The organism is Corallococcus terminator, assembly GCF_003611635.1.
GTDB lineage: Bacteria > Myxococcota > Myxococcia > Myxococcales > Myxococcaceae > Corallococcus > Corallococcus terminator.
This window is the reverse complement of sequence record NZ_RAVZ01000032.1, coordinates 21,348-44,000: the sequence shown is the minus strand read 5'-3', so window position 1 is coordinate 44,000 and position 22,653 is coordinate 21,348. Positions and strand designations below refer to the sequence as shown.

General features: G+C 70.6%; 18 protein-coding genes. 13 read left to right on the top strand and 5 right to left on the bottom strand.

What is annotated here, in order from left to right:
- Positions 1-43: 43 nt before the first annotated feature.
- On the top strand, positions 44-1,423 hold the full coding sequence (locus D7V88_RS07510; protein WP_244238040.1) for a M20/M25/M40 family metallo-hydrolase: 1,380 nt from the start codon (positions 44-46) through the stop codon (positions 1,421-1,423).
- Positions 1,424-1,444: 21 nt separating this feature from the next.
- On the opposite strand, the gene D7V88_RS07505 is transcribed toward D7V88_RS07510, so the two are convergent.
- Positions 1,445-3,232 carry an MDR family MFS transporter gene (locus D7V88_RS07505; RefSeq protein WP_120539916.1) on the bottom strand — a complete coding sequence of 596 codons (1,788 nt, stop codon included), beginning with the start codon at positions 3,230-3,232 and terminating at the stop codon, positions 1,445-1,447.
- Between the two features lie 252 nt (positions 3,233-3,484).
- Here D7V88_RS07505 and D7V88_RS07500 point away from each other — a divergent pair, with 252 nt between their 5' ends.
- The 4 genes from D7V88_RS07500 (at position 3,485) to D7V88_RS07485 (ending at position 10,385) form a co-directional block, all read left to right on the top strand.
- Entirely contained in the window at positions 3,485-5,536 is a 2,052-nt protein-coding gene (locus D7V88_RS07500; protein WP_120539915.1) for a lysyl oxidase family protein, read from the top strand.
- Positions 5,537-5,762: 226 nt separating this feature from the next.
- The gene (locus D7V88_RS07495) at positions 5,763-7,751 is read left to right on the top strand and encodes a lysyl oxidase family protein (RefSeq protein WP_244238039.1); all 1,989 of its coding nucleotides are present in this window, start codon (positions 5,763-5,765) and stop codon (positions 7,749-7,751) included.
- Positions 7,752-7,910: 159 nt separating this feature from the next.
- Positions 7,911-9,137 carry an ABC transporter permease gene (locus tag D7V88_RS07490; protein ID WP_120539921.1) on the top strand — a complete coding sequence of 409 codons (1,227 nt, stop codon included), beginning with the start codon at positions 7,911-7,913 and terminating at the stop codon, positions 9,135-9,137.
- Between the two features lie 27 nt (positions 9,138-9,164).
- Positions 9,165-10,385, top strand: coding sequence for an ABC transporter permease (locus D7V88_RS07485; protein ID WP_120539920.1), 1,221 nt, complete (start codon positions 9,165-9,167; stop codon positions 10,383-10,385).
- Positions 10,386-10,490: 105 nt separating this feature from the next.
- On the opposite strand, the gene D7V88_RS43620 is transcribed toward D7V88_RS07485, so the two are convergent.
- Both D7V88_RS43620 and D7V88_RS07480 read right to left on the bottom strand, forming a co-directional pair.
- Positions 10,491-10,664 carry a hypothetical protein gene (locus D7V88_RS43620; RefSeq protein WP_167509822.1) on the bottom strand — a complete coding sequence of 58 codons (174 nt, stop codon included), beginning with the start codon at positions 10,662-10,664 and terminating at the stop codon, positions 10,491-10,493.
- A gap of 166 nt (positions 10,665-10,830) precedes the next feature.
- Positions 10,831-11,391, bottom strand: coding sequence for a hypothetical protein (locus D7V88_RS07480; protein ID WP_120539913.1), 561 nt, complete (start codon positions 11,389-11,391; stop codon positions 10,831-10,833).
- A 548-nt stretch (positions 11,392-11,939) separates the two neighbouring features.
- On the opposite strand from D7V88_RS07480, the gene D7V88_RS07475 reads away from it, so the two are divergent.
- The 6 genes from D7V88_RS07475 (at position 11,940) to D7V88_RS07450 (ending at position 19,163) form a co-directional block, all read left to right on the top strand.
- Positions 11,940-13,184 (top strand): phospholipase D-like domain-containing protein, encoded by a 1,245-nt coding sequence (locus D7V88_RS07475; protein ID WP_120539912.1) that lies wholly within the window; start codon positions 11,940-11,942, stop codon positions 13,182-13,184.
- A 151-nt stretch (positions 13,185-13,335) separates the two neighbouring features.
- On the top strand, positions 13,336-15,288 hold the full coding sequence (locus D7V88_RS07470; RefSeq protein ID WP_120539911.1) for a DUF4091 domain-containing protein: 1,953 nt from the start codon (positions 13,336-13,338) through the stop codon (positions 15,286-15,288).
- Between the two features lie 125 nt (positions 15,289-15,413).
- Entirely contained in the window at positions 15,414-16,802 is a 1,389-nt protein-coding gene (locus D7V88_RS07465) for an ATP-binding protein (RefSeq protein WP_120539910.1), read from the top strand.
- 86 nt (positions 16,803-16,888) lie between these two features.
- Positions 16,889-17,149 carry a hypothetical protein gene (locus D7V88_RS07460; protein WP_120539909.1) on the top strand — a complete coding sequence of 87 codons (261 nt, stop codon included), beginning with the start codon at positions 16,889-16,891 and terminating at the stop codon, positions 17,147-17,149.
- Between the two features lie 71 nt (positions 17,150-17,220).
- Positions 17,221-17,742, top strand: coding sequence for a GNAT family N-acetyltransferase (locus D7V88_RS07455; protein WP_120539908.1), 522 nt, complete (start codon positions 17,221-17,223; stop codon positions 17,740-17,742).
- A gap of 179 nt (positions 17,743-17,921) precedes the next feature.
- Positions 17,922-19,163 (top strand): AAA family ATPase, encoded by a 1,242-nt coding sequence (locus D7V88_RS07450; protein WP_120539907.1) that lies wholly within the window; start codon positions 17,922-17,924, stop codon positions 19,161-19,163.
- 12 nt (positions 19,164-19,175) lie between these two features.
- On the opposite strand, the gene D7V88_RS07445 is transcribed toward D7V88_RS07450, so the two are convergent.
- Positions 19,176-19,916 carry a hypothetical protein gene (locus tag D7V88_RS07445; protein WP_120539906.1) on the bottom strand — a complete coding sequence of 247 codons (741 nt, stop codon included), beginning with the start codon at positions 19,914-19,916 and terminating at the stop codon, positions 19,176-19,178.
- Entirely contained in the window at positions 19,913-21,667 is a 1,755-nt protein-coding gene (locus tag D7V88_RS07440; protein ID WP_120539905.1) for a PilZ domain-containing protein, read from the bottom strand. Before D7V88_RS07440 ends, D7V88_RS07445 begins: the two co-directional genes overlap by 4 nt.
- Before the next feature lie 144 nt (positions 21,668-21,811).
- Between D7V88_RS07440 and D7V88_RS07435 the strand changes: the two genes are divergently transcribed.
- Entirely contained in the window at positions 21,812-22,114 is a 303-nt protein-coding gene (locus tag D7V88_RS07435) for a hypothetical protein (protein ID WP_120539904.1), read from the top strand.
- A 94-nt stretch (positions 22,115-22,208) separates the two neighbouring features.
- The gene (locus D7V88_RS07430) at positions 22,209-22,649 is read left to right on the top strand and encodes a hypothetical protein (protein WP_120539903.1); all 441 of its coding nucleotides are present in this window, start codon (positions 22,209-22,211) and stop codon (positions 22,647-22,649) included.
- The last annotated feature ends 4 nt before the right edge of the window (positions 22,650-22,653 follow it).

Here is a 22,653-nt window from a genome sequence, read left to right as displayed (position 1 = left end):
GCAGGTTCCCGTGGGGTCCGCCACCGCCCCCGTGAAGGCGCCCATGACGCCTGCCCCCGGTTCCAGGAAGGGCCTGAGCGCCGCGCAGCAGGCCACCGCCGCAAGGCTGGTGGGGCCCGCGCTCACGGAAGGCCATTCCTATGCGCGGCTGGCGGAATTGACGGACGGCGTGGGCCCGCGCCTGTCGGGCTCCGAGAACGCGGAGGCCGCGGTGCAGTGGGCCCTGCGCTCGTTCCAGGCGGACGGCGTGAAGGCGTGGAAGGAGCCGGTGAAGGTGCCGCACTGGGTGCGCGGCGAGGAGCACGGCGAAATCCTCTCCTCCGAACGCACGCGGGGCCTGCCCCTGTCATTGCTGGCATTGGGAGGCAGCGCGCCCACGCCGCCGGAGGGGCTCACCGCGGAGGTGGTGGAGGTGGGCTCGTTGGAGGAATTGGCCGCGCTGGGGGACAAGGCGAAGGGGAAGATCGTCTTCTTCAACCACACCATGTCGGAGGCGGTGGACTACGGCCGCTTCGCCGGGATGAGGAGCCGGGGGCCGGCGGCGGCGGCGAAGCAGGGCGCGGTGGCCGCGCTGGTGCGTTCGCTGTCCACGGCGTCGCTGCGCACGCCGCACACGGGCGCCACGCGCTTCGATGATGGCGGCCCGCGCCTGCCCGCGGCGGCGGTGTCGGTGGAGGACGCGCTCACGCTGCACCGGATGCTCCAGGGCGGGGCGGTGAAGGTGCGTCTGGTGTTGGGGTGTTCGGACCTGCCGGAGGCGGATTCGTCCAACGTGGTCGCGGAGGTGCGGGGCCGCGAGAAGCCAGACGAGGTGGTGCTGCTGGGCGCGCACCTGGACTCGTGGGACGTGGGCACGGGCGCGCATGACGACGGCGCGGGCGTGGTGATGGTGATGGAGGCGGCGCGCCTCATCGCGAAGCTGCCCCAGGCGCCCCGGCGCACGGTGCGCGTGGTGCTGTTCATGAACGAGGAGAACGGCCTGCGCGGAGGTCGCGCTTACGCGCAGGCCCACGCGAAGGAGCTGCCCAAGCACGTGGCCGCGTTGGAGATGGACTCGGGCGGCGGACGTCCCCTGGGCGTCAGCCTGCACGCGGGCCCGGGCGGGGAGGACCTGCTGCGGCCGTGGCTTGCGCCCCTGGAGGGCCTGGGCGCCGCCACGTTCCTGGTGGGCCACGCGACGGGCGCGGACCTGAGCCCCATGGAGCCCGCGCACGTGCCCTTCGTGGGCCTGCGGGTGGACAGCAGCCGCTACTTCGACGTGCACCACTCCATGGCGGACACGCTGGACAAGGTGGATCCGCAGGACCTGTCGCGCAGCACCGCCGCGGTGACGTGGATGGCGTATGCGCTGGCGGAGGCGCCGGGCGTGCTCGCGCGCCCCACCGCGCCGGAGTCCGACGGTCCGCCTCCGCCGAAGAAGTAGCCGCGGGCCCCCGACTGGCGGCTACTCCGCCACGGCCTGCCGGGGAGCGCCGCGCCGCAGCGGCATCTCCGGCAGGAGCAGCGTGACGAGCAGGGCCGCCAGCGCGACGAAGATGGCGAAGCGGTACACCGCCATCGTCGCGCGGGTGAAGGACTCCTTCAGCGCGCGCTCCACCCGGTCCACGGTGGACAGCGCGCGGGCCTCGTTCGCGTCCAGCTTCGCGTGGGCGCGGGCCTCGTCGGTGCCGTGCAGGGACTGGGAGGCCTGCCGCCGCTCCTCCGCGAAGCCCTGCCGCAGCTTCGCCTTCACCTCCTCGGGCTGGAACCGGCTGCCCGCGGGAGCGCCCTCGCCGCCCAGGGCATGGCCCAGGCCGTTGGGAGACGAGGCCTGGAGCTCCTGGCGCACGTCCTGGGGCAGCCCTTGCGTGGCCTGTTCGGTGCGTGTTGTCAGCTCCCGGCCCAGCGTGCCCGCGAACACGGTGCCCAGCAGCGCCACGCCCACCGTCATGCCCAGTTGCCGGAAGAAGGTGGTCGCGGACGTGGCCACGCCGATGCGCTGGGGCGGCACCGCGTTCTGCACGGCCACGGTGTACAGCGGGATGGACGGGCCCAGGCCCAGGCCCACGAGCACCATCTTCACCGTGACCTCGGCCTGGCTGGAGTCGGGCGTCAGCGTGAAGGCCATCACGGCGAAGCCGCCCATCAGGAACAGCAGCGAGCCCACCATCAGCGTCTTGTAGCGCCCCATCCGCGACACCAGTTGTCCGGACAGCACGTTGCCCGCCACCACCCCCAGCGTCAGGGGCGTGAGCGTCAGGCCGGAGTGCGTCGCGGACAGCCCCACCACGTTCACCATGAACAGCGGCAGGAACGTGACGGACGCGAGGAACACCGCGCCAATGGTGAACACCGCCGCGTTGCCCGCGGTGAACGCGCGCAGGCGGAACAACGACGGATCCAACAGCGGCTCCTTCGCGCGGCGCTCCCGCCAGATGAAGAGGGCCCCCGCCACCGCCGACAGCGCGAACAACCCGAGGATGGGCGCCGAACTCCACGCGAACCCGCCCGCGCGCGGCGCGGACGCTCCATGCCCCAGGCTGAGCGCGAGCAGCAGCGGCACCACCGCCAGGGCCAGCGCCACCGCGCCCACGACATCCAGTTTGCCTCCGTGCAGGCCCTCGGGCTTGAGCGGGGGCATGCGCAGCAGGATGAGCGCCAGCGCGAGCGCGCCCACCGGCAGGTTGATGAAGAACACCCAATGCCAGCCCAGCGCGTCGGTGATGAAGCCGCCGGCCAGCGGGCCAATCACGCTGGACAGGCCGAACACCGCGCCGAACAGGCCCTGGTACTTGCCCCGGTCTCGCGGCGGGAACAGGTCCGCCACCACCGCCAGCGAGCCGGTGAAGAGCGCCGCGCTGCCCAGGCCCTGCACCGCGCGGCAGAGGATGAGGACGAGCGTGGTGCGGGCCGCGCCGCACAGGAAGCTGCCGGTGAGGAACACGGCGATGCCCGCGATGAGCACCGCGCGGCGGCCCAGCAGGTCCGACAGCTTGCCCCACACCGGCACCATCATCGTGGAGGCCACGAGGTACGCGGTGGTGAGCCACGGGTAGTGCTCCGGCGCGATGCGCAGGTCCGCCTGGATGGCCGGGCCGGCGGTGGCCACGATGGTCTGGTCCAGCGCGGCCAGCATCAGGCCCAGCAGCGCCCCCGCCAGCGTGAACGCCTTCTGGGAGCGGCTGAACCGTTCGGAGGCCGGAGCGGCGTCGGCTCGAGGTCCCGCGGCGGTGTCGGCGACGGTGTCGGGCATATGGCGGGCGGGCACACGCTCGCGCGCTGCCCGCGCGAAACCTGGGGACGGGCGGGGGTGATGGCCACGTCCGCCTGCCCGGCTGCCCTCCTGCCAACGCGCACGTCCGTCAAGCGCACCCCGGGGCTGTCCTGGGGATGCCCCTCAAAGGACAAGGGCATTTCCGGGAAGCCCGGGTGAGGCCCTATCCTCCCGCCCCTCTCAGCTCAGACGCGCCGGGCCGGTGGTCGTGTCCCCCAAAGGAAGTGACCCATGCGGATCCCTGGAGTGTTGGCCTGCGCCGTGATGCTGGCGGTGGTGACAGGCTGCAAGGACCCGAAGCCCCAGCCCGACGCGGGCACCCCGGACGCGGGCCTGCCGGACGACGCGGGCACCCCTGACGACGGCGGCACTCCCGACGACGCGGGCACCCCTGACGACGGCGGCACTCCCGATGCCGGAGTGGCCAGTCCCACCCTGTCCGAAACACCGCGCTGGGAGGTGGCCGGCGACGGCACGAACAAGAAGGAGTGCTTCGGCCGCAACGTGGCGCTGGGGGACCTCAACGGTGACGGCCACCCGGACCTGCTGGTGCCCTCGCCTATCTGCACGGCCACCCCCACGGACCCGGGCCGCGTGTCCGTGTACGCGGGCGAGGCGCGCTACTTCTCCAAGGTGCCCATCATCACGACGATGACGTGGGTGCACCCCAGCACGCGCACCTCCGGCTACCGGTTGGTGGCGGCCACGGGGGACATCGACGGGGATGCGTACGCGGACGTGGTCGTGCAGGGCTACTTCGGCGTCAGCGTGTTCAAGGGCGGGCCGGACCTGGCCCAGGTGCTGGCGCAGCCGCTGTTCCGCGTGCCGGACTCCACCACCACGCGCTTCACCGCCGCGCGACTGCTGGACCTGGACGGTGACGGGAAGGACGACCTCGTCGTCACCACCACGACCGGAAGCACGACCCTCTATCGCTCGACGCCTGACGCGGCGGAGGGCCCCTTCACCAACGTGCGCGTCTTCTCCGGCTACATCACACCCGCCGGTGACACCGACGGGGACGGGGCCCAGGACGTGCTGATGACGCTCTTGGATGAGGAGAACGCGGTGGGGTTGTTCCTGGGGTGCAAGGCGGACAGCACCCGCGTGTGTACCGGGCCGCTGACGTCGCAGCCCGTGTGGCGTGGCACCGCGGAGGCGATGAGGGCGCTGCCGGACGTGAGCGGCGATGGCCGCCCGGAGCTGCTCGTGAACCTCCGGGGCAGCCAGCGTCTGCACCTCTCCGACGCCTCGCTCCAGGGGTATTCGCCCACGCCCGCGTGGCAGTTGATGGACGACGCGGCCTTCCCCCTCCTGGGCCAGTCCGCCATCTCCGTGGGCGCCATGGTGGAGGGCGGCACCGGCCACGACTTCATCATCTCCGCGCTGGGACGCGCGTACCTCTTCCGCCCCACGGCGAACGTGTCCGGTCCGCTGGAGCCGGTGTGGGCGTGGCCTCGCGCCAACCGCATCGAACCCGGCACGGCGCTGGGCTTCGTCAACACGGCGGTGGCGTCCGCGGGCGACCTGGACGGGGACGGCCATGACGACCTGGTGATGGGCCTGGGGCCGGAGACCGACGGCACGCACTTCCCGGGGCGGGTGGTGGTGTTTGGCGGCGGCGCGGTGCCGGACTCCACGCAGCCCGCGCCCGCGCTGGCTCCCACGAAGGTGTGCAACCTCCCGGTGGATCCGGTGAACGGCAAGCCGGACCTGACGGTGGACCGGGACGTGCTCGCGCGCACGCTGTACGTGGAGCGCCGCACCTTCGCCCAGGACTCCTGTGAGGTGCGCGAGGGCTGCGTGCCGGCGGGCGGCGAGCGGCGCCTGCTGCGCTTCAGCACCTCCATCATGAACATGGGCAGCGCGCCAGCGGTGGTGCCCTCGCCGGAGGAGCGGCCGGAGCTCTTCGTTTACGACGAGTGCCACGGGCACGACCACCTGGTGGACTTCGCCGGCTACTCGCTGCGTGATGCCTCCGGCAAGGAGACCTCGGTGGGGCGCAAGCAGGGCTTCTACCTCATCGACTTCACCCAGTACTGCGCGGACGGCAGCGCGTTCGTCTGGTACGACCCGGGCACGGGCATCTCGCCCGGCTGGTCGGATGTCTACACCGCGGACACCGCCTGCCAGTGGATGGACATCACCGACACGCCGGACGGCGAGTACACCGTGCGCGTGGGCGTGGATGAGAACCACATCGTGGACGAAGACGACAAGCTGCCCAACGAGGTCACCGTCAAGGTGCGCCTCGCTGGCGACACGGTCACTGTACTGCCCTGAAACGGGCGGGAGGGCCGTGGCGGGCACACGCTCGCGCGCCACGGCCCCAGCCTTCCAGGTCGTAACGTCGATGCCCCGGGGCATGGGCAGGCGAGTCCCCTTTCAAACCAGACGTCTGTTCATGCGAACCGTCGGGCCGGGAGTCCGACCTAGACTGGGGACGGCTCCAGGAGTTGCGCGCTGGATGGCCAGCCGTGTCCTGTGGCTCGGGGGTTGACGAATGCGGATGCGAAACACGCGAGTCTGCGCGGTGGTGATGTTGTTGTCCCTCACGGGCTGCAAGGACGACCCGAAGCCCCTGCCCGACGCGGGCACGCCCGACGGGGGCGGCACCGTGGACTCCACCCTGTCGGAGACGCCGCGCTGGCAGGTGGAGGGCGACGGCACGAACAAGCAGGAGTGCTTCGGCCGCACCGTGGCGCTGGGCGACCTCGACGGGGATGGGCGCAAGGACCTGCTGGTGACGTCCGGGCCCTGCACGGGCACGCAGACAGACCCTGGCCGCGTGGCGGTGTACGCCGGAGAGGCGCGCTACTTCTCCAAGGTGCCCGTCCTCACGACGATGACGTGGGTGCACCCCAGCCCGCGCACTTCTGGCTTCAAGCTCACCGCGACCACCGGCGACATCGACGGGGATGCGTACGCGGACGTGCTCGTCCTCTCCTCCTTCGGCGTCAGCGTGTTCAAGGGGGGGCCGGACCTGTCCCAGGTGTTGGCCACGCCGCTGTTCCGCGTGCCGGATTCCACCACCCTGCGCTTCGGCGGCGCGCACCTGCTGGACGTGGACGGGGACGGGAAGGACGACCTCGTCGTCTCCTCGCTCGACGGCGTGCTGACCGTGTACCGCTCGACGCCCGGGGCCGCGGAGGGGCCCTTCGCCTCCGTGCTCACGCTGTCCGGCTCCGGCACCCCGCGACCCGCGGGCGACACGGATGGGGACGGTGCGCAGGACCTGCTGGTGACCCACGATGACTCCAAGGCCGAGCTCTTCCTGGGCTGCAAGGCGGACAGCGCGCGTGCGTGCACCGGGCCCCTGACGACGCAGCCGGTGTGGACGGGCAGGGCGGAGGTCTTCCACGCACTGCCCGACCTGAGCGGGGATGGCCACCCGGAGGGCTTCCTGCTCCTGGATGGCAGCCAGCGCCTGCACCTGTCCGACGCCTCGCTCCAGGGCTATTCCCCCACGCCCGTGTGGCAGGTGATGGACGACGCGGCCTTCTCCCTCTTCGGGCAGATCTTCCTGTCGTTCGGCCAGGGCGTCGTCCCCGTGGGCTCCATGGTGGAGGGCAGCACGGGCCACGACTTCGTCGTCACCGCGCTGGGGCGCGTGTACCTCTTCCGTCCCACGGCGAACGTGTCCGGTCCGCTGGAGCCGGTGTGGGCGTGGCCTCGCGCCAACCGGCTGGACCCGCGCACGTCGCTGGGCAACACCTACCTGGGCGCGGCGGCCGGGGGCGACCTGGACGGGGACGGCCATGACGACGTGGTGGTGGGCCTGCCGCAGGACCTGGACGGCGCGAACTTCCCGGGCCGGGTGGTGGTGTTCGGCGGCGGGGCGGTGCCGGCCTCCACGGAGCCCGCGCCCGCGCTGGCCCCCACGAAGGTGTGCAACCTCGTGGTGGATCCGGTGAACGGCAAGCCGGACCTGACGGTGGACCGGGACGTGCTCGCGCGCACGCTGTTCGTGGAGCGCCGCACCTTCGCCCAGGACTCGTGCGAGGTGCGTGAGGGCTGCGTGCCGGTGGGCGGCGAGCGGCGCCTGCTGCGCTTCACCACCTCCATCATGAACCTGGGCAACGGCCCGCTGGTGGTGCCTTCGCCGCAGGAGCGGCCGGAGCTCTTCGTCTTCGACGCGTGCCACGAACACCACCACCTGGTGAACTTCGCGGGCTACGAGCTGCGCGACGCGTCGGGGGCTTCCACCTCGGTGGGCCGCAAGCAGGGCTTCTACATGCTCGACTACACCCAATACTGCTCGGATGGCGTCCCGTACTCCTGGTACGACCCGGGCACGGGCATCTCTCCCGGCTGGTCGGACGTCTACACCTCCGACGTGCCCTGCCAGTGGCTGGACGTCACCGACACGCCGGACGGCGAGTACACCGTGCGCGTGGGCGTGGACGAGAACCACATCATCGAAGAGCACGACCTGCTGCCCAACGAGGTCACCGTCAAGGTGCGCCTCTCTGGCGACACGGTGACCGTGCTGCCCTGAGGAAGTGAACCCGGAAAGTCCGGGCTGGAACCCTCTGCGTGAAGGCCGCGTGCAATGGGCGGCCTTCCCGGGCGTAGAGTGCCTGACGCGGCCCGCCCGCCGGGGTTTCCCGGTGCGGTGGGCCGCGCGGTTTCCAGCGCGGTCAAAGGGGTGGTCCAGGTGAATTTCCGGGTCGACGTGTGGGAGGGGGCGCGCATCGCGCTGTCCTCGCTGCGCTCCAACCGGCTGCGCACGGTGCTCACCACGGTGGGCATCGGCGTGGGCGTGTGCACGCTCCTGGCCATCGTGGGCATCATCCAGGGGTTGAACAGTTCGTTCGCGGAGCAGTTGGGGAGGCTGGGCTCCAACACCCTCCAGGTCGCCAAGTTCCCCTGGGTGATGAACGGGGACTGGTGGGAGTACCGCAACCGCAAGGACCTGACGCTGGACCTGGTGCCCGCCCTGCGCAACGCCTCCGAGCACGTGGTGGCGGTGGCGCCCACGTACTTCGAGAGCGCGGAGGTGTCGTTCCAGGAGCGCAAGCTCAACTCCGTGCTCACCCTGGGCACCAGCCCCGACTACTTGATGACCTCCTCCATCGAAATGTCCGCGGGGCGCTTCCTCACCGACGCGGACGTGGACAACCGCTCCGCGGTGGCGGTGCTGGGCGCGGAGGTGGTGAAGGTGCTCTTCCCGGGCATCAACCCGGTGGGCCACCGCGTCCTCGTGGACCAGCGGCCCTACCGCATCGTCGGCACCATGGTGGAGCGCGGCACGGTGCTGGGGCAGAACATGGACATGCAGGTCATCACCCCCTACCCCGCGTTCCGGGGGCAGTTCGGCAGCAAGCGCTCGCCCAACCTGGTGCTCGCGGTGGACTCGCAGGACAACATCCCCGTCGTGCAGGACCGGCTCACGGAGGCGCTGCGCCGCGAACGCAACACCCGGCCGGGCGCGCCGGACGACTTCGCCATCAACCGGCCGGATCAGCTCGCCGGCATCTACAAGCAGCTCACCGGCGCGCTCTACGGGGCGGCGACGGGCGTGGGGCTCATCACGCTCCTGGTGGGCGGCATCGGCATCATGAACATCATGCTGGTGTCGGTGCGCGAGCGGACGCGGGAGATTGGCGTCCGGCGGGCGCTGGGCGCGCGCAAGCACACCATCATCCTCCAGTTCCTGATGGAGGCGGCCAGCGTGTCCGCGGTGGGCGGCGCGATGGGCACCGCGGTGGGCATGGGGATCGCGTGGCTGGTGAACTTCCTGACGCCGCTGGCGGCCCGGGTGGACCCGGTGACGGTGGCGGCGGGGGTGGGCTTCTCCGCCGTGGTGGGGTTGCTGTTCGGCATCTGGCCGGCGGCGAGAGCGGCGAACCTGGATCCGGTGGAAGCCCTCCGCCACGACTGAGGCAGCAAGGAGACACCGGCGATGTGGATGGCATTCTGGGACACGGTGCGGCTGGCGTTCGGCACGTTCCGCTCCAACCCGCTGCGCTCATTCCTGACGCTGCTGGGCATCGTCATTGGCGTCACCACGGTGGTGGCGATGATGTCGCTCATCGAGGGACTGAAGAACCAGGTGAACAACCAGTTGTCGGACCTGGGCGTCAACTGCTTCCAGGTGCAGCGGCTGCCCTTCGGCCAGGGTGAGCTGTCGGCGGCGCAGTTGGCGCGCCGGCCGCGCTTCACCTACGCGGACCTGGACGCCATCCGGTTGCAGCCCTCCATCGAGGTGGCGGCGGCGGAAGACTCCAAGGGCGGCCAGAAGGCGTCCACGTCGGAGCGGGAGACCCGCGCCAACGTGAACGTGTGGGCGGGCACGCCGGGCTACTTCCAGACGAACGCCATCAGCATCGCCACCGGGCGGCCCTTCACGGACACGGAGACGGTGGACGGGCGGCGGGTGGCGGTGATTGGCGCGGACCTGGCGGACACGCTGTACCCCGGCATGGATCCGCTGGGGCGTGAGTTCCGCATCCTGGGGCGCACCTTCCAGGTGGTGGGCACGCTCAAGCGCCGGGGCGGTTTCATGGGCGGGGGCAGCCAGGACAACCAGGCGATGATTCCCCTGACCACGTACGCGGGCATCTTCGGCGTCCGGGACCTGCGCGTCAGCATCCAGGCGAGATCCGCGGAGGTGCTCCTGCGCGCCCAGGATGAAGTGACGCTGCTCATGCGCCGGCGTCACGGACTCAAGCCGGACGAAGCGGACGACTTCTTCATCTTCTCCAATGCGAGCGCCACGGAGACGTTCAACAACATGTCGACGGCCATCTCCGCGGCCAGCTTCGGCGTGTGCCTGTTGTCGCTCCTGGTGGGCGGCATCGGCATCCTGAACATCATGCTGGTGGCGGTGACGGAGCGGACACGGGAGATTGGCATCCGCAAGGCGCTGGGGGCCAAGCGCTACCGCATCCTCGCGCAGTTCGCGCTGGAGGCGGTGGTGCTGTCGCTGGTGGGCGGCGCGCTGGGCGTGGGGCTGGGCGTGGGGCTGTCGCTGCTGGCGCGGTGGATGATTCGCCTGCCCACGGAGGTGCCGCTCTGGTCCGTGGCGGTGTCGCTGGGGATGAGCTGCGGCGTGGGTTTGCTGTTCGGCATCTACCCGGCGGCGCGCGCGGCGAAGCTGGACCCGGTGGACGCGATGCGCTCCGAGTAGGCGCGGCGTCTCGCGCTTTCCGAGCCTGTTTCCGGGCATGAAGAAGGCCCCGACCCGACATCGCGCGGGTGGGGCCTGGGACTCACGTTCGCTGCCCGCGAAGGACTACGGGCAGGGATACGTACAGGTGATCTGCCCGGAGATGGGGTTCTTGAAACAGGTGGGCGTGCAGTCCCCCGCGGTGGCGGAGGCCGGCGCGACGGCGACGCCGATGCCCATCACGGTGGCGACGACAGCGGCGATGAAGGCGATGTGGCGGACGTGCTTGCGAGCCTGCATGGTGTCTTCTCCCTGGGTCGTGTTCGTGCTGCGAGGCGCACTCTAGGGCCCCCGTCTGACAGCGCCACGGGTGTTGTTTCAGGCCCGTGCGCCGGTGTGGGGAGCAGGGTGCCGAGGCGACGGACGCGGGAAGAAAAATGAAACATCGCTGCGGCGAAACAATGCGTCAATGCCGCTGCGTGGGTGTGCGGCTCCACTGGTAGCCCACGGTGGCGCCGGAGCCGATGAGGGAGAACGCGAGGTAGCGGCGCAGGGTGTCCAGCCGTTCGCTGGTGCCGGCGAGGTGTTTCAGGCCTTCGTGCGCGGCGATGCCGAGCAGCATTCCCACCGTCGCGCCGCCGAGCGCGCCCAGGTACGCGTGGCCGCGATGTTCGCTGTCGCCGAACGCGACTTCCCCCATGCCCCAGGTGCCGAGCGCGGCGATGGGCGGAGTCACGACGAAGGCGGCGCCGAACGCGCCCACTTCCAGTTCCAGCCAGCGGCCCTGCGGATAGGAGGGGTGGACGAAGAGGAAGCGTCCGGGAATCGAGGCCAGCAGGGTACCTGCGGCGGCCTCGGCGGCGGTGGCGCCCAGGCGGGTATCGCCGCCCACGCGCGTCGCGGCCCAGACGGAGGCCAGGGGCAACAGCGTGAGGCCACCGTGCGCGACGAGAGTGCCCGCGGACAGCTTCGCGTCCGGGTCGGGTTCACCGTGCGGAATGAAGGAGCGCAGGACGCGCGGAGGCACGGCGGGAGGTGATGTCCCGGGGGGGGCCAGGAACGGCGCATCCGAGGCGGTGGACCCTGGCGATGGTGGGGGCTCGGCGGCGGAGGCGGGCGGCTCGGCGTGTGTCGCGGATGCGTCGGGTGTGCGCGTCCCGGACGTCGGCGGCGCTCCAGGCGATGCGGGCGCGTGGCCTGCGTCAGGCGTGGGCGCTGCCTGTGTCGGTGCGGGAAGCCCGGGTGGCTCGGCCTGCGCGGGACGCACCTCTGGCGCCTGTTGCGACGCGAGCGCGACCGGCGCCCCCAGCAGACATCCCAACAGGAGCGCCTGGACTCCCCGGTCCCAGGCCGGCCCCTTCCTCCGTCGCTCCATGTCCGTGTCCATCCTCCGCGGGCCGCTGTCCGATACCGCTCCCAGCAGTGCGCATGCGGCGCGCCCGACACCACCTGCCTCTTGAGACACCCGGTGCAACCGTCAGCGGGTGGACGGTGCCCGCGCCCATCCCGATGCTTCCTCGACTCCCGCGCACGCGGTGGGTGCGTCTTGGAGGGGGCTGCCCTAGCTTCCGGACCGTGCGGTTGGCCTGGCCCATCTTGATTGCCCTGCTCGCCGCGGGGTGTTCGTATCCCAACCACCGACATGACCTGCGTCTGCGCGCGTTGCCGGAGGACCCGGTGGCTCGCTCCGTCGCCATCACCCAGACGCTCGGGATGCCGCTGGAGCCGGGCAACGGCGTGGAGCTGGTGCAGAACGGCCGGGTCTTCGACGTCATGGTGGAGGAGATCCGCGCCGCCCGCTCCAGCATCCACATCGCCAGCTACATCTGGCGTCCGGGCATCCCGTCGGACCGGCTGCTCATCGCGCTGCGCGAGCGCGCACCCGGCGTGCAGTGCCGCGTGCTCGTGGATCCGCTGGGCAGCGTGAACTTCGAGGTCGTGTCCCCCGTGCTCGCGGACGCCGGCTGTGATGTGCGCATCTACCGTCCATTCCAGGGCGCGGTGGGCTCCCTGGACGCGGTGCGCATCCGCGCGCGCATGCACCGCAAGATGGTGATCCGCGACGGCGAGGTCGGGCTGACCGGCGGCTTCGGCATCTGGCGCAGTTGGCTGGGCAACGGCGACGGGGCGGAGACCTGGCGCGACACCAACGTGCGCGTGCGCGGGCCCGCCGTGCGCGGCATGCAGGTGGCCTTCGCGGAGAACTGGCAGGAGTCCGGTGGTGACTTCCTGCCGCCGGAGTCCTTCCCGCCGCTTCCTCCAGCGGGTGAAGCCCACGCGTGTTTCGTGGCGAGCACCAGCCACCGCTTCCTGTCGGAGGCGTCCAAGATGTGGGCGCTGTCCATCGCGTCGGCGAAGCACCGGCTGTGGATCGCCAACTCGTACTTCATCCCGCCCGAAGCCCTGAGCGACATGCTCATCGAGAAGGCGCGCCAGGGCGTGGACGTGCGCGTGCTGGTGCCCGGCCGCCACCACGACGTGAAGCCCGTGCTCACGGCGCAGCGCGCGTCCTATGCGCGGCTGCTGGAGGCGGGGGTGCGCATCTGGGAGTACGAAGTCTCCATGATGCACTCCAAGATGCTGCTCGCGGACGACACGCTGGGCATCGTGGGGTCCACCAACATGGATCCGCTGGCGCTCAACCACACCGAGGAAGGCTCCCTGATGGTGGAGGACCCGGAGCTGGCGAAGGAGCTGGGGGCCGCCTTCGAGCAGGACCTCACCCATTCCCGGGAGATCCACTGGAAGGGCTGGAAGAACCGGGGCCTGCTTCAGAAGCTGGGCGAACAGCTCCCCAGCATCATCGGCGATTTCCTGTAGGTCGGACCGTGCGCCGCGAACGCGAAGGGCCACGGTCCGCGCGTCCCACGTCGTGGAGGAGCAGGGCCCGCTGCCCGCCTGCCCGCCCGCCCGGCTGACAGGAGCGCTCCGCGCGGGAAGCGGGCGAGGGCCAGGACGCGTTTCTTCCTTCATGCCTTCGATTCGACCCCTGCGCCTCGCCCTGCTGTCGCTGTCCGTGGCCCTGCCGGCCTTCGCGGCCAGTCCCGCCGTGTGGGGCGAGGGGCTGATGGTGAAGGTGCGGCCGGAGAGCGCCGCCCGGAGCGCCACCGAGGTGCGCCTCACCGCGGCGCGCAATGAGTTCGTCTCCTTCCAGGTGGCGCTGCACGGCGGGGACTCGGGCCTCCAGGGCGTACGCGCCCGACTGCCGTCGTTGGAGGGCCCCACGAAGCTGCAAGGGCCGGACGTGACGCTGTACCGCGAGGCGCTCGTCACCACGAAGAAGGCCTCCGTGGCGGGAGAGCCGGTGGGCCGGTGGCCGGACGGACTGGTGCCGGACACGGACGAGGTCGCCGGGGAGCAGCGCACGGCGTTCCCCTTCGACGTGCCCGCGGGCGAGGCGCGCGCCGTCTGGGTGGACGTGCACGTGCCGAAGGACGCGCCCCCCGGGGACTACACCGGCACGGTGACGGTGGAGGCGGCCGGAGGCTTCCAGCGGCAGGTGACGGCGAGGCTCACGGTGGTGGACGCGACGTTGCCGAGCACGTCCTCGCTGCCGTCGGCGTTCCTGCTGTGGCCGCCGCACGTGTGCCGCGCGCACACGGGCCGGGAGGACTGCACGCCGCAGGAATTGCAGCCGCTGCTCGCGCGCTACCAGCGCATGGCGTTGGAGCACCGCTTCACGCTGTCCAGCCTCTTTCCTCGCAAGCCGTGGCCGCCCGCGTGGAGCGACTTCGACGCGACGTGGGGCCCGTACCTGGACGGCACCGCGCCCACGCGCCTGCCCGGCGCGCGGATGACGAGCCTGGAGTACGTGGGGCCACTCGACGCGCAGAACCTGAGGGACTTCACCGCGCACATGAAGGCGAAGGGCTGGTTGGACCGGGCCTATGTGCAACTGGGCGACGAACCCCCCTACGGCACGAGCTTCGAGCAGGTGCACGCGACGGCGGAGCTGGTGCGGCAGGCGGCGCCCGGATTGCGCACGCTGCTGACGACGAACTCGCACGAGATGGGCAACCACGACCTGGAGGGCCTGGTGGACTCGGTGGTGCCGCTGGTGAACCACCTGGACGGCACGGAGGGCACCTTCCGGGGAGACCAGCGCGACACGTACACGGACTTCCTGAAGCGTCCGGGTACGGCGTTGTGGATGTATCAGAGCTGCATGAGCCACGGCTGTGCGTATGGGACCAACGCGCCGGAGAACAAGCCGGGCGCGGGGTGGCCGTCGTACATGCTGGACCGCTCGTCGGCGAAGGCTCGCGCGATGGAGTGGGTGACGTTCCTGGAGGGCGCGACGGGGGAACTCTACTACCAGTCGGTGGGCATGCTCTCCACGGCGTGGACGGACCAGTACCGCTTCAATGGCAATGGGGATGGGACGCTCTTCTATCCGGGCACGCCGGCTGCGATTGGCGGCACGACGGACGTGCCGGTGGCGTCCCTGCGCCTGAAGCTCATCCGCCAGGGCATGCAGGACTACGAGTGGCTCAAGGCGGTGAGCGACGCGGGAGACCCCGGCTTCGCGCGCAAGGTGGCGCGGGAGCTGATTCCGGCCGCGTCGCGTGTGCCGGACGACGGTGCCGCGTTCGATGCGGCGCGGCTGCGGCTCATCCAGCGCCATCAGGAGCTGACCGCCGGAGCGGAACCCGCCCCCGACGCGGGCACGCCGCCGGACGCAGGAAGTCCCACGGACCCCACGGATGCGGGCACGCCACCGGAAGACGTCGCGGAGGGGCCTCCGGCGGAGACGCCCACGGTCAGGCCGGGTGAAGACGCGGAGGCGGGAGCGCCGACGGGTGGCTGCACCACGGGCGGAGGCGGATCCGCCGCGGTGGCGGGGAGTCTGCTGTTCGCGGCCTGGGCGCTCGCGGGCGCGCGGCGGGAGCGGGCTCGGAAAAAGGTGTGTCAGCGCCCTGGCTGAAAGCCATCATTCCAAGCGTGGAGAACATGACGTGTCCCTGGCACGAAGGTCGCGAGCGATGCCGCCAGGGATGCAACCCCAGGGCGGGACGGATGCGGATTCCTTCGTCGACCGTATGATGCCCCATGAGCTCAGCCCACGGAGGAGGTACGGCGCAACGCCAGCATCCGTCGGGAGACAGTGACCACCGCGTCCAATTCTACGAGGACCCGTCGTTCCTTTTCGACGTGGTCGCGAAGTTCCTGGACGCCGGTTTCCAGGAGGGTGAACCCGCTGTCGTCATCGCTTCGGAGGCCCACGCGAAAGGCTTCACGGCGCGGCTGATGGCCCTGGGCGTCAACGTGGAACGCGCCCTGGAAGACGGGCGGCTCGTCCTGCTCGATGCCAGGGAAACCCTCTCAAGGTTCATGGTCGATGGACTGCCAGACTGGAGTCGCTTCCAGCAGGTCATCGGAGAGGTGCTCGACAGGAGCCATCACACCGCTGGCGGGCGGAGGGTGCGCGCCTTCGGTGAAATGGTGGACCTGCTCCTGAAGGATCAAAATCCCCAGGCCGCGCTCCTGTTGGAGGAGCAGTGGAACGAGCTTGGCAAGTCGCACCCCTTTGGCCTGCTCTGCGCCTATGCGTTGGGAGGGTTCCAGACGCAGGAGGATGCGCGGGTGTTCCACGAGGTCTGCGGCGCGCATGCCCACGTCAGTCCCACCGAGGCCTATTCGCAGGTCCTCGCGGATGAGCTGCGCCTGCGCGAAGTCGCTGTCCTTCAGCAACGCTCCAAGATGCTCGAAACGGAGATTGAACACCGCAAGCGCATCGAGAAGGAGCTGTTGGTGGCGGTGCGGCTGCGCGATGACTTCCTGTCCGTCGCCGGGCACGAGCTGCGCACCCCCCTGACGACCCTCCAGCTCCAGCTCCACTCCCTCACGCGTCTGGCGCGGGAGGTGGGCGACGAGCGGGTGCGGGAGCGGGTGGAGCGAGCACGGCAGCAGACGCAGCGGCTCGGCACGCTCACGGAGAATCTCCTGGATGTCGTCCGCATCCGCGCGGGGCGGCTCGCGATCCAGGTAGGGGAGTGCGACCTGGCGGCCGTCGTGCTCGACGTGGTGGAGCGCTCCGCCGAAGCGGTGACCCGGTCGGGCTGCCAGCTCCGGGTGCTCGTCGAGCAGCCGGTGTGGGGCCAGTGGGACCGGTCACGGCTTGAGCAGGTGATGACGAACCTGCTCTCCAACGCCCTCAAATACGGGGCGGGCAAGCCCGTGGAGGTGGTGGTGAAGGCATCCAGGGACCGGGCAAGGCTCGTGCTCCAGGACCACGGCATCGGGGTTCCCCTCGATGCGCAGGCCCGCATCTTCGACCCGTTCGAGCGCGCGGTGCCGACGAGCAGCTATGGCGGATTGGGGCTGGGGCTCTGGGTTGCCAGACAGGTGGTCGAAGCCCACGGTGGCATCCTTCGCGTCGAGAGTGAGCCCGGCAGCGGGGCCACCTTCACGGTCGAGCTGCCATACCAGAAGGTTTGAGCCCCGGGTTCACCCCAGGGGTGTCACGTATTCCAAGGAAGGCTCGCCTTTGTTAGGGTTTGCGGCGCAACCCTGACGGAGGTCACATGCGAGCGAGCATTCTCGGTGGTGTGTTGGCAACGGCGCTGATGGTGGGCTGTGGTCCCGCGATGGAGCAGGAGGAGGCGCCTGAGCTGGCCACGCAGGAGGCAGCGATTCCCGACTGTGCGAGCAGCCCGGACAATCTGATCATGTACTTCAGCGACGGGACGTATTCGCAGCAGATTGGTGGCCGGGGTTGTTACTGCGGCTCGTGGGAGAGCTGGGGCAGGACGTCGGCCTTCCGGCAGTACCTCAACGAGTGCTAGGCCGTCCGCCCGGCGCATGAGGGCGTGACAGCGCTGTCCCCCCTGGCAGTCAGCGTGCTAGGGGGCGACGCATGAGCACGGACCTGGTGGCGCGGATCCTCATCCGCGAGGTTCGCCCCGCGGATGACGGGGCGATTGGCGAGCTGCTGGTGGAAGCCTTCATCACGCAGTACTCGAAGAAGCTGCCGGAGGTCGTCTACTCCGAGGAGCGCAAGGCCTTCCTGCGCGACGTGGCCTCACGCCGCAAGGAATGCACCCTCCTGGTGGCGGAGCTGGACGGCGAGGTCGTGGGCACGGTGGCCCTGTACCCGCCGGGTTCGCCGGGTTCCGAATCCTGGCTGCCTCGCACGGCGGACCTGCGGGCGCTGGCCACGTCGGTGCGCTTCCACGGGCAGGGCCTGGCGCAGCCGCTGCTGGCGGAGACGGAGGTCCTCGCGAGGCGCTGGGGCGTGGATGCCATCACGCTGCACGTGCGCCGGGGCGCGACGGGCGTGGCGCGCATGTACGAGCGCCGGGGCTACCAGCGCACGCCGTCGGGCGACATCGATCGTCCGGAGGTGTACCTGGAAGCCTTCGTCCTGCCTTTGAAGTGACGCGTGTCAGGAGGGAGCGCATCCGCACGTAGGGGGCTCATCCCGTCCGGAACCGGAGGGTCCGCGAACCTTCGCGTGACCCGGGCGCCGGTCGGGGTCGCGCGCGGGAGTGTCCGCGTGCGTCCTGCCCCGGAAGGGGCGCCGGTCGGTACGCCGACCCTCACGTCGGTGTTCAAGCCATGAAGCTCCAACTCCCCGGGCAGTCCCTCGTGCTGCTCATCGGTCCCTCCGGCTCTGGCCGCTCCACGCTCGCAAGCCGGCACTTCCCACCCACGGACGTGCTGTCGGAATCCAGCGGCAGCACGTCTCCAGAGGCCACCCTGCACGCCGACGTGGCCGCGAGGCTGGCGCGCGGGGCGTTCACCGTCATCGACGGCGTTCCTCTGAGCGCCGAGTCGCGCAAGCGCTGGATGGCGCTGGCGCGCGAGCATCACGTGCCCCTGGTGGCGGTGGTGCTGGACCTGCCGGAGGCGCTCCTGCTGGAGCGCAATCGCTTGCGTCCCGGCACCAGCGCGCGTGGGCTGCGCAACCAGGTGCAGCAACTGCAGAACGCCCTGCGGAGCCTGCCGAAGGAGGGCTTCAAACACATCCACGTGCTCACGCCGGAGGCGGTGGACGCGGTGGAGTTCGAACGGCAGCGCGTGCCCAGCCACCGCCAGGATGAACACGGACCGTTCGACATCATCGGAGACATCCACGGGTGTTTCGAGGAGCTGAAGGCGCTGCTGACGAAGCTGGGCTACGCGGTCGCTCCGCGCGCGGACGGTGCTCGCGGCTTCGACGTGGGCGTGCCGGCGGGGCGCAAGGTGGTGTTCCTGGGCGACCTCATCGACCGGGGGCCCGGCGTGACGGAGGTGCTGCGTCTGGTGATGGGCATGGTGGAGGCAGGCACGGCGCTGTGCGTGCCGGGCAACCATGAAATCAAGCTGCTCAAGAAGCTGCGGGGCAAGGACGTGCGGGTCGCGCGCGGGCTTGCGATGACGCTGGAGCAGTTGGAGCGCGAGCCGCCGGAATTCTCAGGGGCGGTGGCGGACTTCATCGAAGCCCGCTCGCCGCACTACGTCCTGGATGACGGCCGGCTGGTGGTGGCGCACGCGGGCCTGAAGGAGTCGATGCACGGGCGCGACTCCACGGAGATGCGCGACTTCGCGCTCTACGGCGAGACGACGGGCGAAGCGGATGCGTATGGCCTGCCGGTGCGGGCCGACTGGGCGGAGCAGTACCGGGGGAGCGCGGTGGTGGTGTACGGCCACACCTCGGTGCCGGAGGCCGAGTGGGTCCACAACACCGTCTGCCTGGACACCGGTTGCGTGTTCGGCGGCAAGCTGACGGCGCTGCGTTATCCGGAGCGGGAGCTGGTCTCCGTGCCAGCACTGCGTGAGCACTGGCAGTCACGGAAGCCGCTGCACCCGGCTCCGTGACTCCAGGCCGGCTCAGGCCGCGGCGGCGACGCTGCCGGTGTCCTGGGCCGCGCGCATGCAGTCGCCCAGGAAGCGCAGGTAGCAGTCCAGCCCGCGCGTGCCGTACGCCGCCAGCCGAGGGCCTTCGTCGGGATGCGTGCGCAGCAGGTCCTCCATCATCCGTTCGTTGAGCGCGGTGTGGCCCACGTCCACCTCCGCGTGCTCCCGCAGGAACGTGAGCGTGTCCAACGTCCGCTGCCCGAGCACCGCGCGCACGTTCGCCAGGATGCGCGGCACCAGCACGACGGCCAGATAGCCCACCTCGTACTCGATGGCCGCCTGACCCAACGGCAGGTCGCCGGTGATGGCTTCGTCGTGCACCTGGCGATATTCGCGCATGGCCTCCGTGGGCTCCTGCGCGACCAGCGCGTCCGCGTTCAGCACGTCCGCGTGGCGCTTGTTCCACGTGTCCACCAGCACCCGAGCATCCTGGATGGTCATCAGGTGATGGCCGGCCTCGTGCTTCGCGTGGGTGATGAGCTGCCGGCCGACCTTCTCCTGCCCCAGCGCGATGCAGCGCTCGCCCGCGCCACGGATCCACCCGTCCACGGGTTCGGTCATGTAGGCGCCCCGGGCGGACCATTCGATGAGGAAACGCTCCATCACCCCGGGGGCGATGGCCGGATCCAGCAGCGCGCGCACCACGGGGTCGGTCTCCAGGCGGGCTCGGGTCTGCTGCACGTGCGGCAGGTACTGCGTCTGCATCAGGCTCATGACAACTCCTTCTCGGGGATGTGGAGCGGACGGGGCGCCGTCTGCTCGTGGAGGTGCTCCAGGAACTCGGGAGCGAGGTCGGCGGGGATGATCCAGAGGTAGGGCTTCGCTTCGGGGGCGTCGTCGTGCAGGCCCGCCGCTTCGACATCCCCGGGCGCTTCGGCCAGGAACGTGAAGCCGTCGCGGCCCCGTTGCGCGAACCACCGACGCGCTTCGTCCAGCAGCGCGGGGTAGGCCTGCCTCCCGCGAGCGGACAGTGGAAACAGGCGCGCGGAGTCCAACAGGCGGAAGGGGTTCGTCCCCGGAGGCCCGACCTCCAGCACAGCCACCGCCAGGGGCGTCGTTCCCTCCCGAGCGACCAGCAGGTGCCGTTCGCGCTCCAGCCCCCGGGCGAGCCACGGCCGCGCCGCGTCCTCCAGGTCCAGTGTCTCCGGCCGGAGGTCCAGCGCTTCGGCGTAGCAGGCGGGCCGGGTGAGGGCGACCTCCTCCACGAGCCGTCCGCGCTCGGCTTCCGTCGCGGGACCCAGCTCCAGCCCGGAGTCCTCCCGGGCGCTGTGAGGCGCGCACTCGACGTCGATCATCCGCATCGGAAGCAGGCAGGTCCGCCCCGTACCGGCCATCCGTTCGGCGAAGCCGACATGCACGCGGTGGGTGAACGGCACCGTCGATTCGATGTACGACGCGAGCCACCGGAAGCCGCTGTCCGCCTGCGCATGCTCCACGGCGCGCACGTAGACATCGCGCAACATCTGTCCCCGGACGCGCTCGTACCGCGCACCGTCCTGACGCCGGGCCAACTGGTGCACCATCCACAGCGAGCGGTAGGGCTTCATGATGGAGAGCGCCGCCTCCACCCCGCGCTCCGACGGCCACACCACCTCGGAGAGGACGGCTTCCAGGCCCGCGACGCGCTGTCCCAGGGCCACGAAGCTCTCCCGCCGCGCCTCGAACCACCCAGGGGACCGGCCGCCCAGGTCGAAGTAGCCGGAGTCGCTGAACAGCCGCCACTGCTCCTCCACCAGCGCCCCATCGACCCGCGTCGTTGGATGGAGTGCTCGGGTCACCAGGGCCCGCCAATGCTCCGCGTCCTCAAGGGACAGCGGCGTCACCCGGAGGCCGCAATGGAGGGTCCCGTCGGTGCCGTCCGACACATGGCGCACCTCTCCGCGCAATGACAGACGCTGCCCGCCTTCCGTGAGCAGTTCGATGGGCTCGAGCACCCGTCCCACGGAGAGGCGCTCGCTGGGAGCCAGCTTCAGCGACAGGCCGCACAGGGACACGTCCACCGCCGCGCGTTCGCGCCCGAGCCACCCGGGCAGGGGCAACCGCACGCGCAGGGACCCGGGGGCGGGCGCACGCCGCCAGGCCCGGCGCCGCACCTGGATGATTCGCGAGGGCAGCGGTGTCACCCACGCGCCCGCCTCGTGCGGCCCCTCCGTCACATGCATCCGATACATGCAGCCCTGGCCCTGGAACTCGACATCGCAGGGACCCGTGTCCGGCGCGGCGCATGTCCAATGCAGGCGCCCGGCGTCCGCCTCCAGCCGTTCGAGCCGCAGTGGCGTCAACAGGGTCCCCCGGCGCAGCAGGGCAGGGGAGCGCAGGGCCGATGCGGTGGCGAGGATGCGGCGGATGCGCTCCGGGTCGGTGATAGCGTCCAGGATGGGCGGGGGCGAGGCGCTGGCATCCCATTCCAGCCCCGGTGCCTCGGATGACGGACGCAGTTGTGCCCGCGCGAAATGCGCTCCCACGGTGTCTCTCCCGATGATGGACGGCGGCACGCGGGTGCATCACCCGTGGGTCACGGGGAAGCGTGCCTGGAATGGATACGGAGCCGGTCCGCCGGTCGGGTTGTTGAATCAGGAAGAATGCGACGCACCGGGAGGCCGCATCCCATGAAGCCCGCAGGTGCCTCGTTGTTTCTCGTGTCGCTCCTGCTCGCGGTGGGGCTCACCGCCTGCCAGGCCCGTTCCAGTCCCGCGCCCGCGTCATCCCTCCTGGAGACCCGGGTCATCGAATACGCGGGGGCCCGGTTCGACATCGTCTCCGCGGACCTGTCGCGCGTGGACCCGCGGCTCCTCCGACAGGACGCCAGCGGCCAACCCCTCAAGACCTTCCACCCGCCCGTCCTCCAGGGAAGCAACGCGCGCACCGACGGTGTGTTCAGTGGCTTCCTCGTCCTCACGCCCAGGCGCTGAAAACAGGAAACCCCCTGGGTTACATGTAACAAGTCACCCCGTTGTCGGTGGGAAAGGTGCGTGCCCTCCCGGACGCGCTTAGCCTCCAGAGCCCATGTCCCTCCGTAAGGACCTCATCGAGCGGGCCGTCGAGCAGTTCGTCGCGGCCATCGCCAGCATCCTCCGGGCCCGGAAGGAGAAGCGGTATGGGGACGCGCGCACCCTCATCCGGGAGACGTCGCTCGACGTGCTGGGGATGGAGTACGGCACGCTCATCCTGGCGGACGCCGAGTCCACCTCGCGGTTGCTCGGCACCTGGGCCCGCGTGCGGATGCTCGCGAAGCTGGTGCGCGAAGACGGCGAGTTGATGCTCGAACAGGGAGACCCCCTCACCGCCGACTCGCGCTTCCTCCTGTCGCTGGAGCTGTTCCTGGAGGCCATGTCGCTGGGCCTCAACCCGGACACGGAAGACGCCACCGCCATCGCGGAGCTGCGCGGCAGCATCGACACGGCCAGCCTGTCCGAGCGCCACCAGCGGATGCTCGCCCAGGCCTGACGAG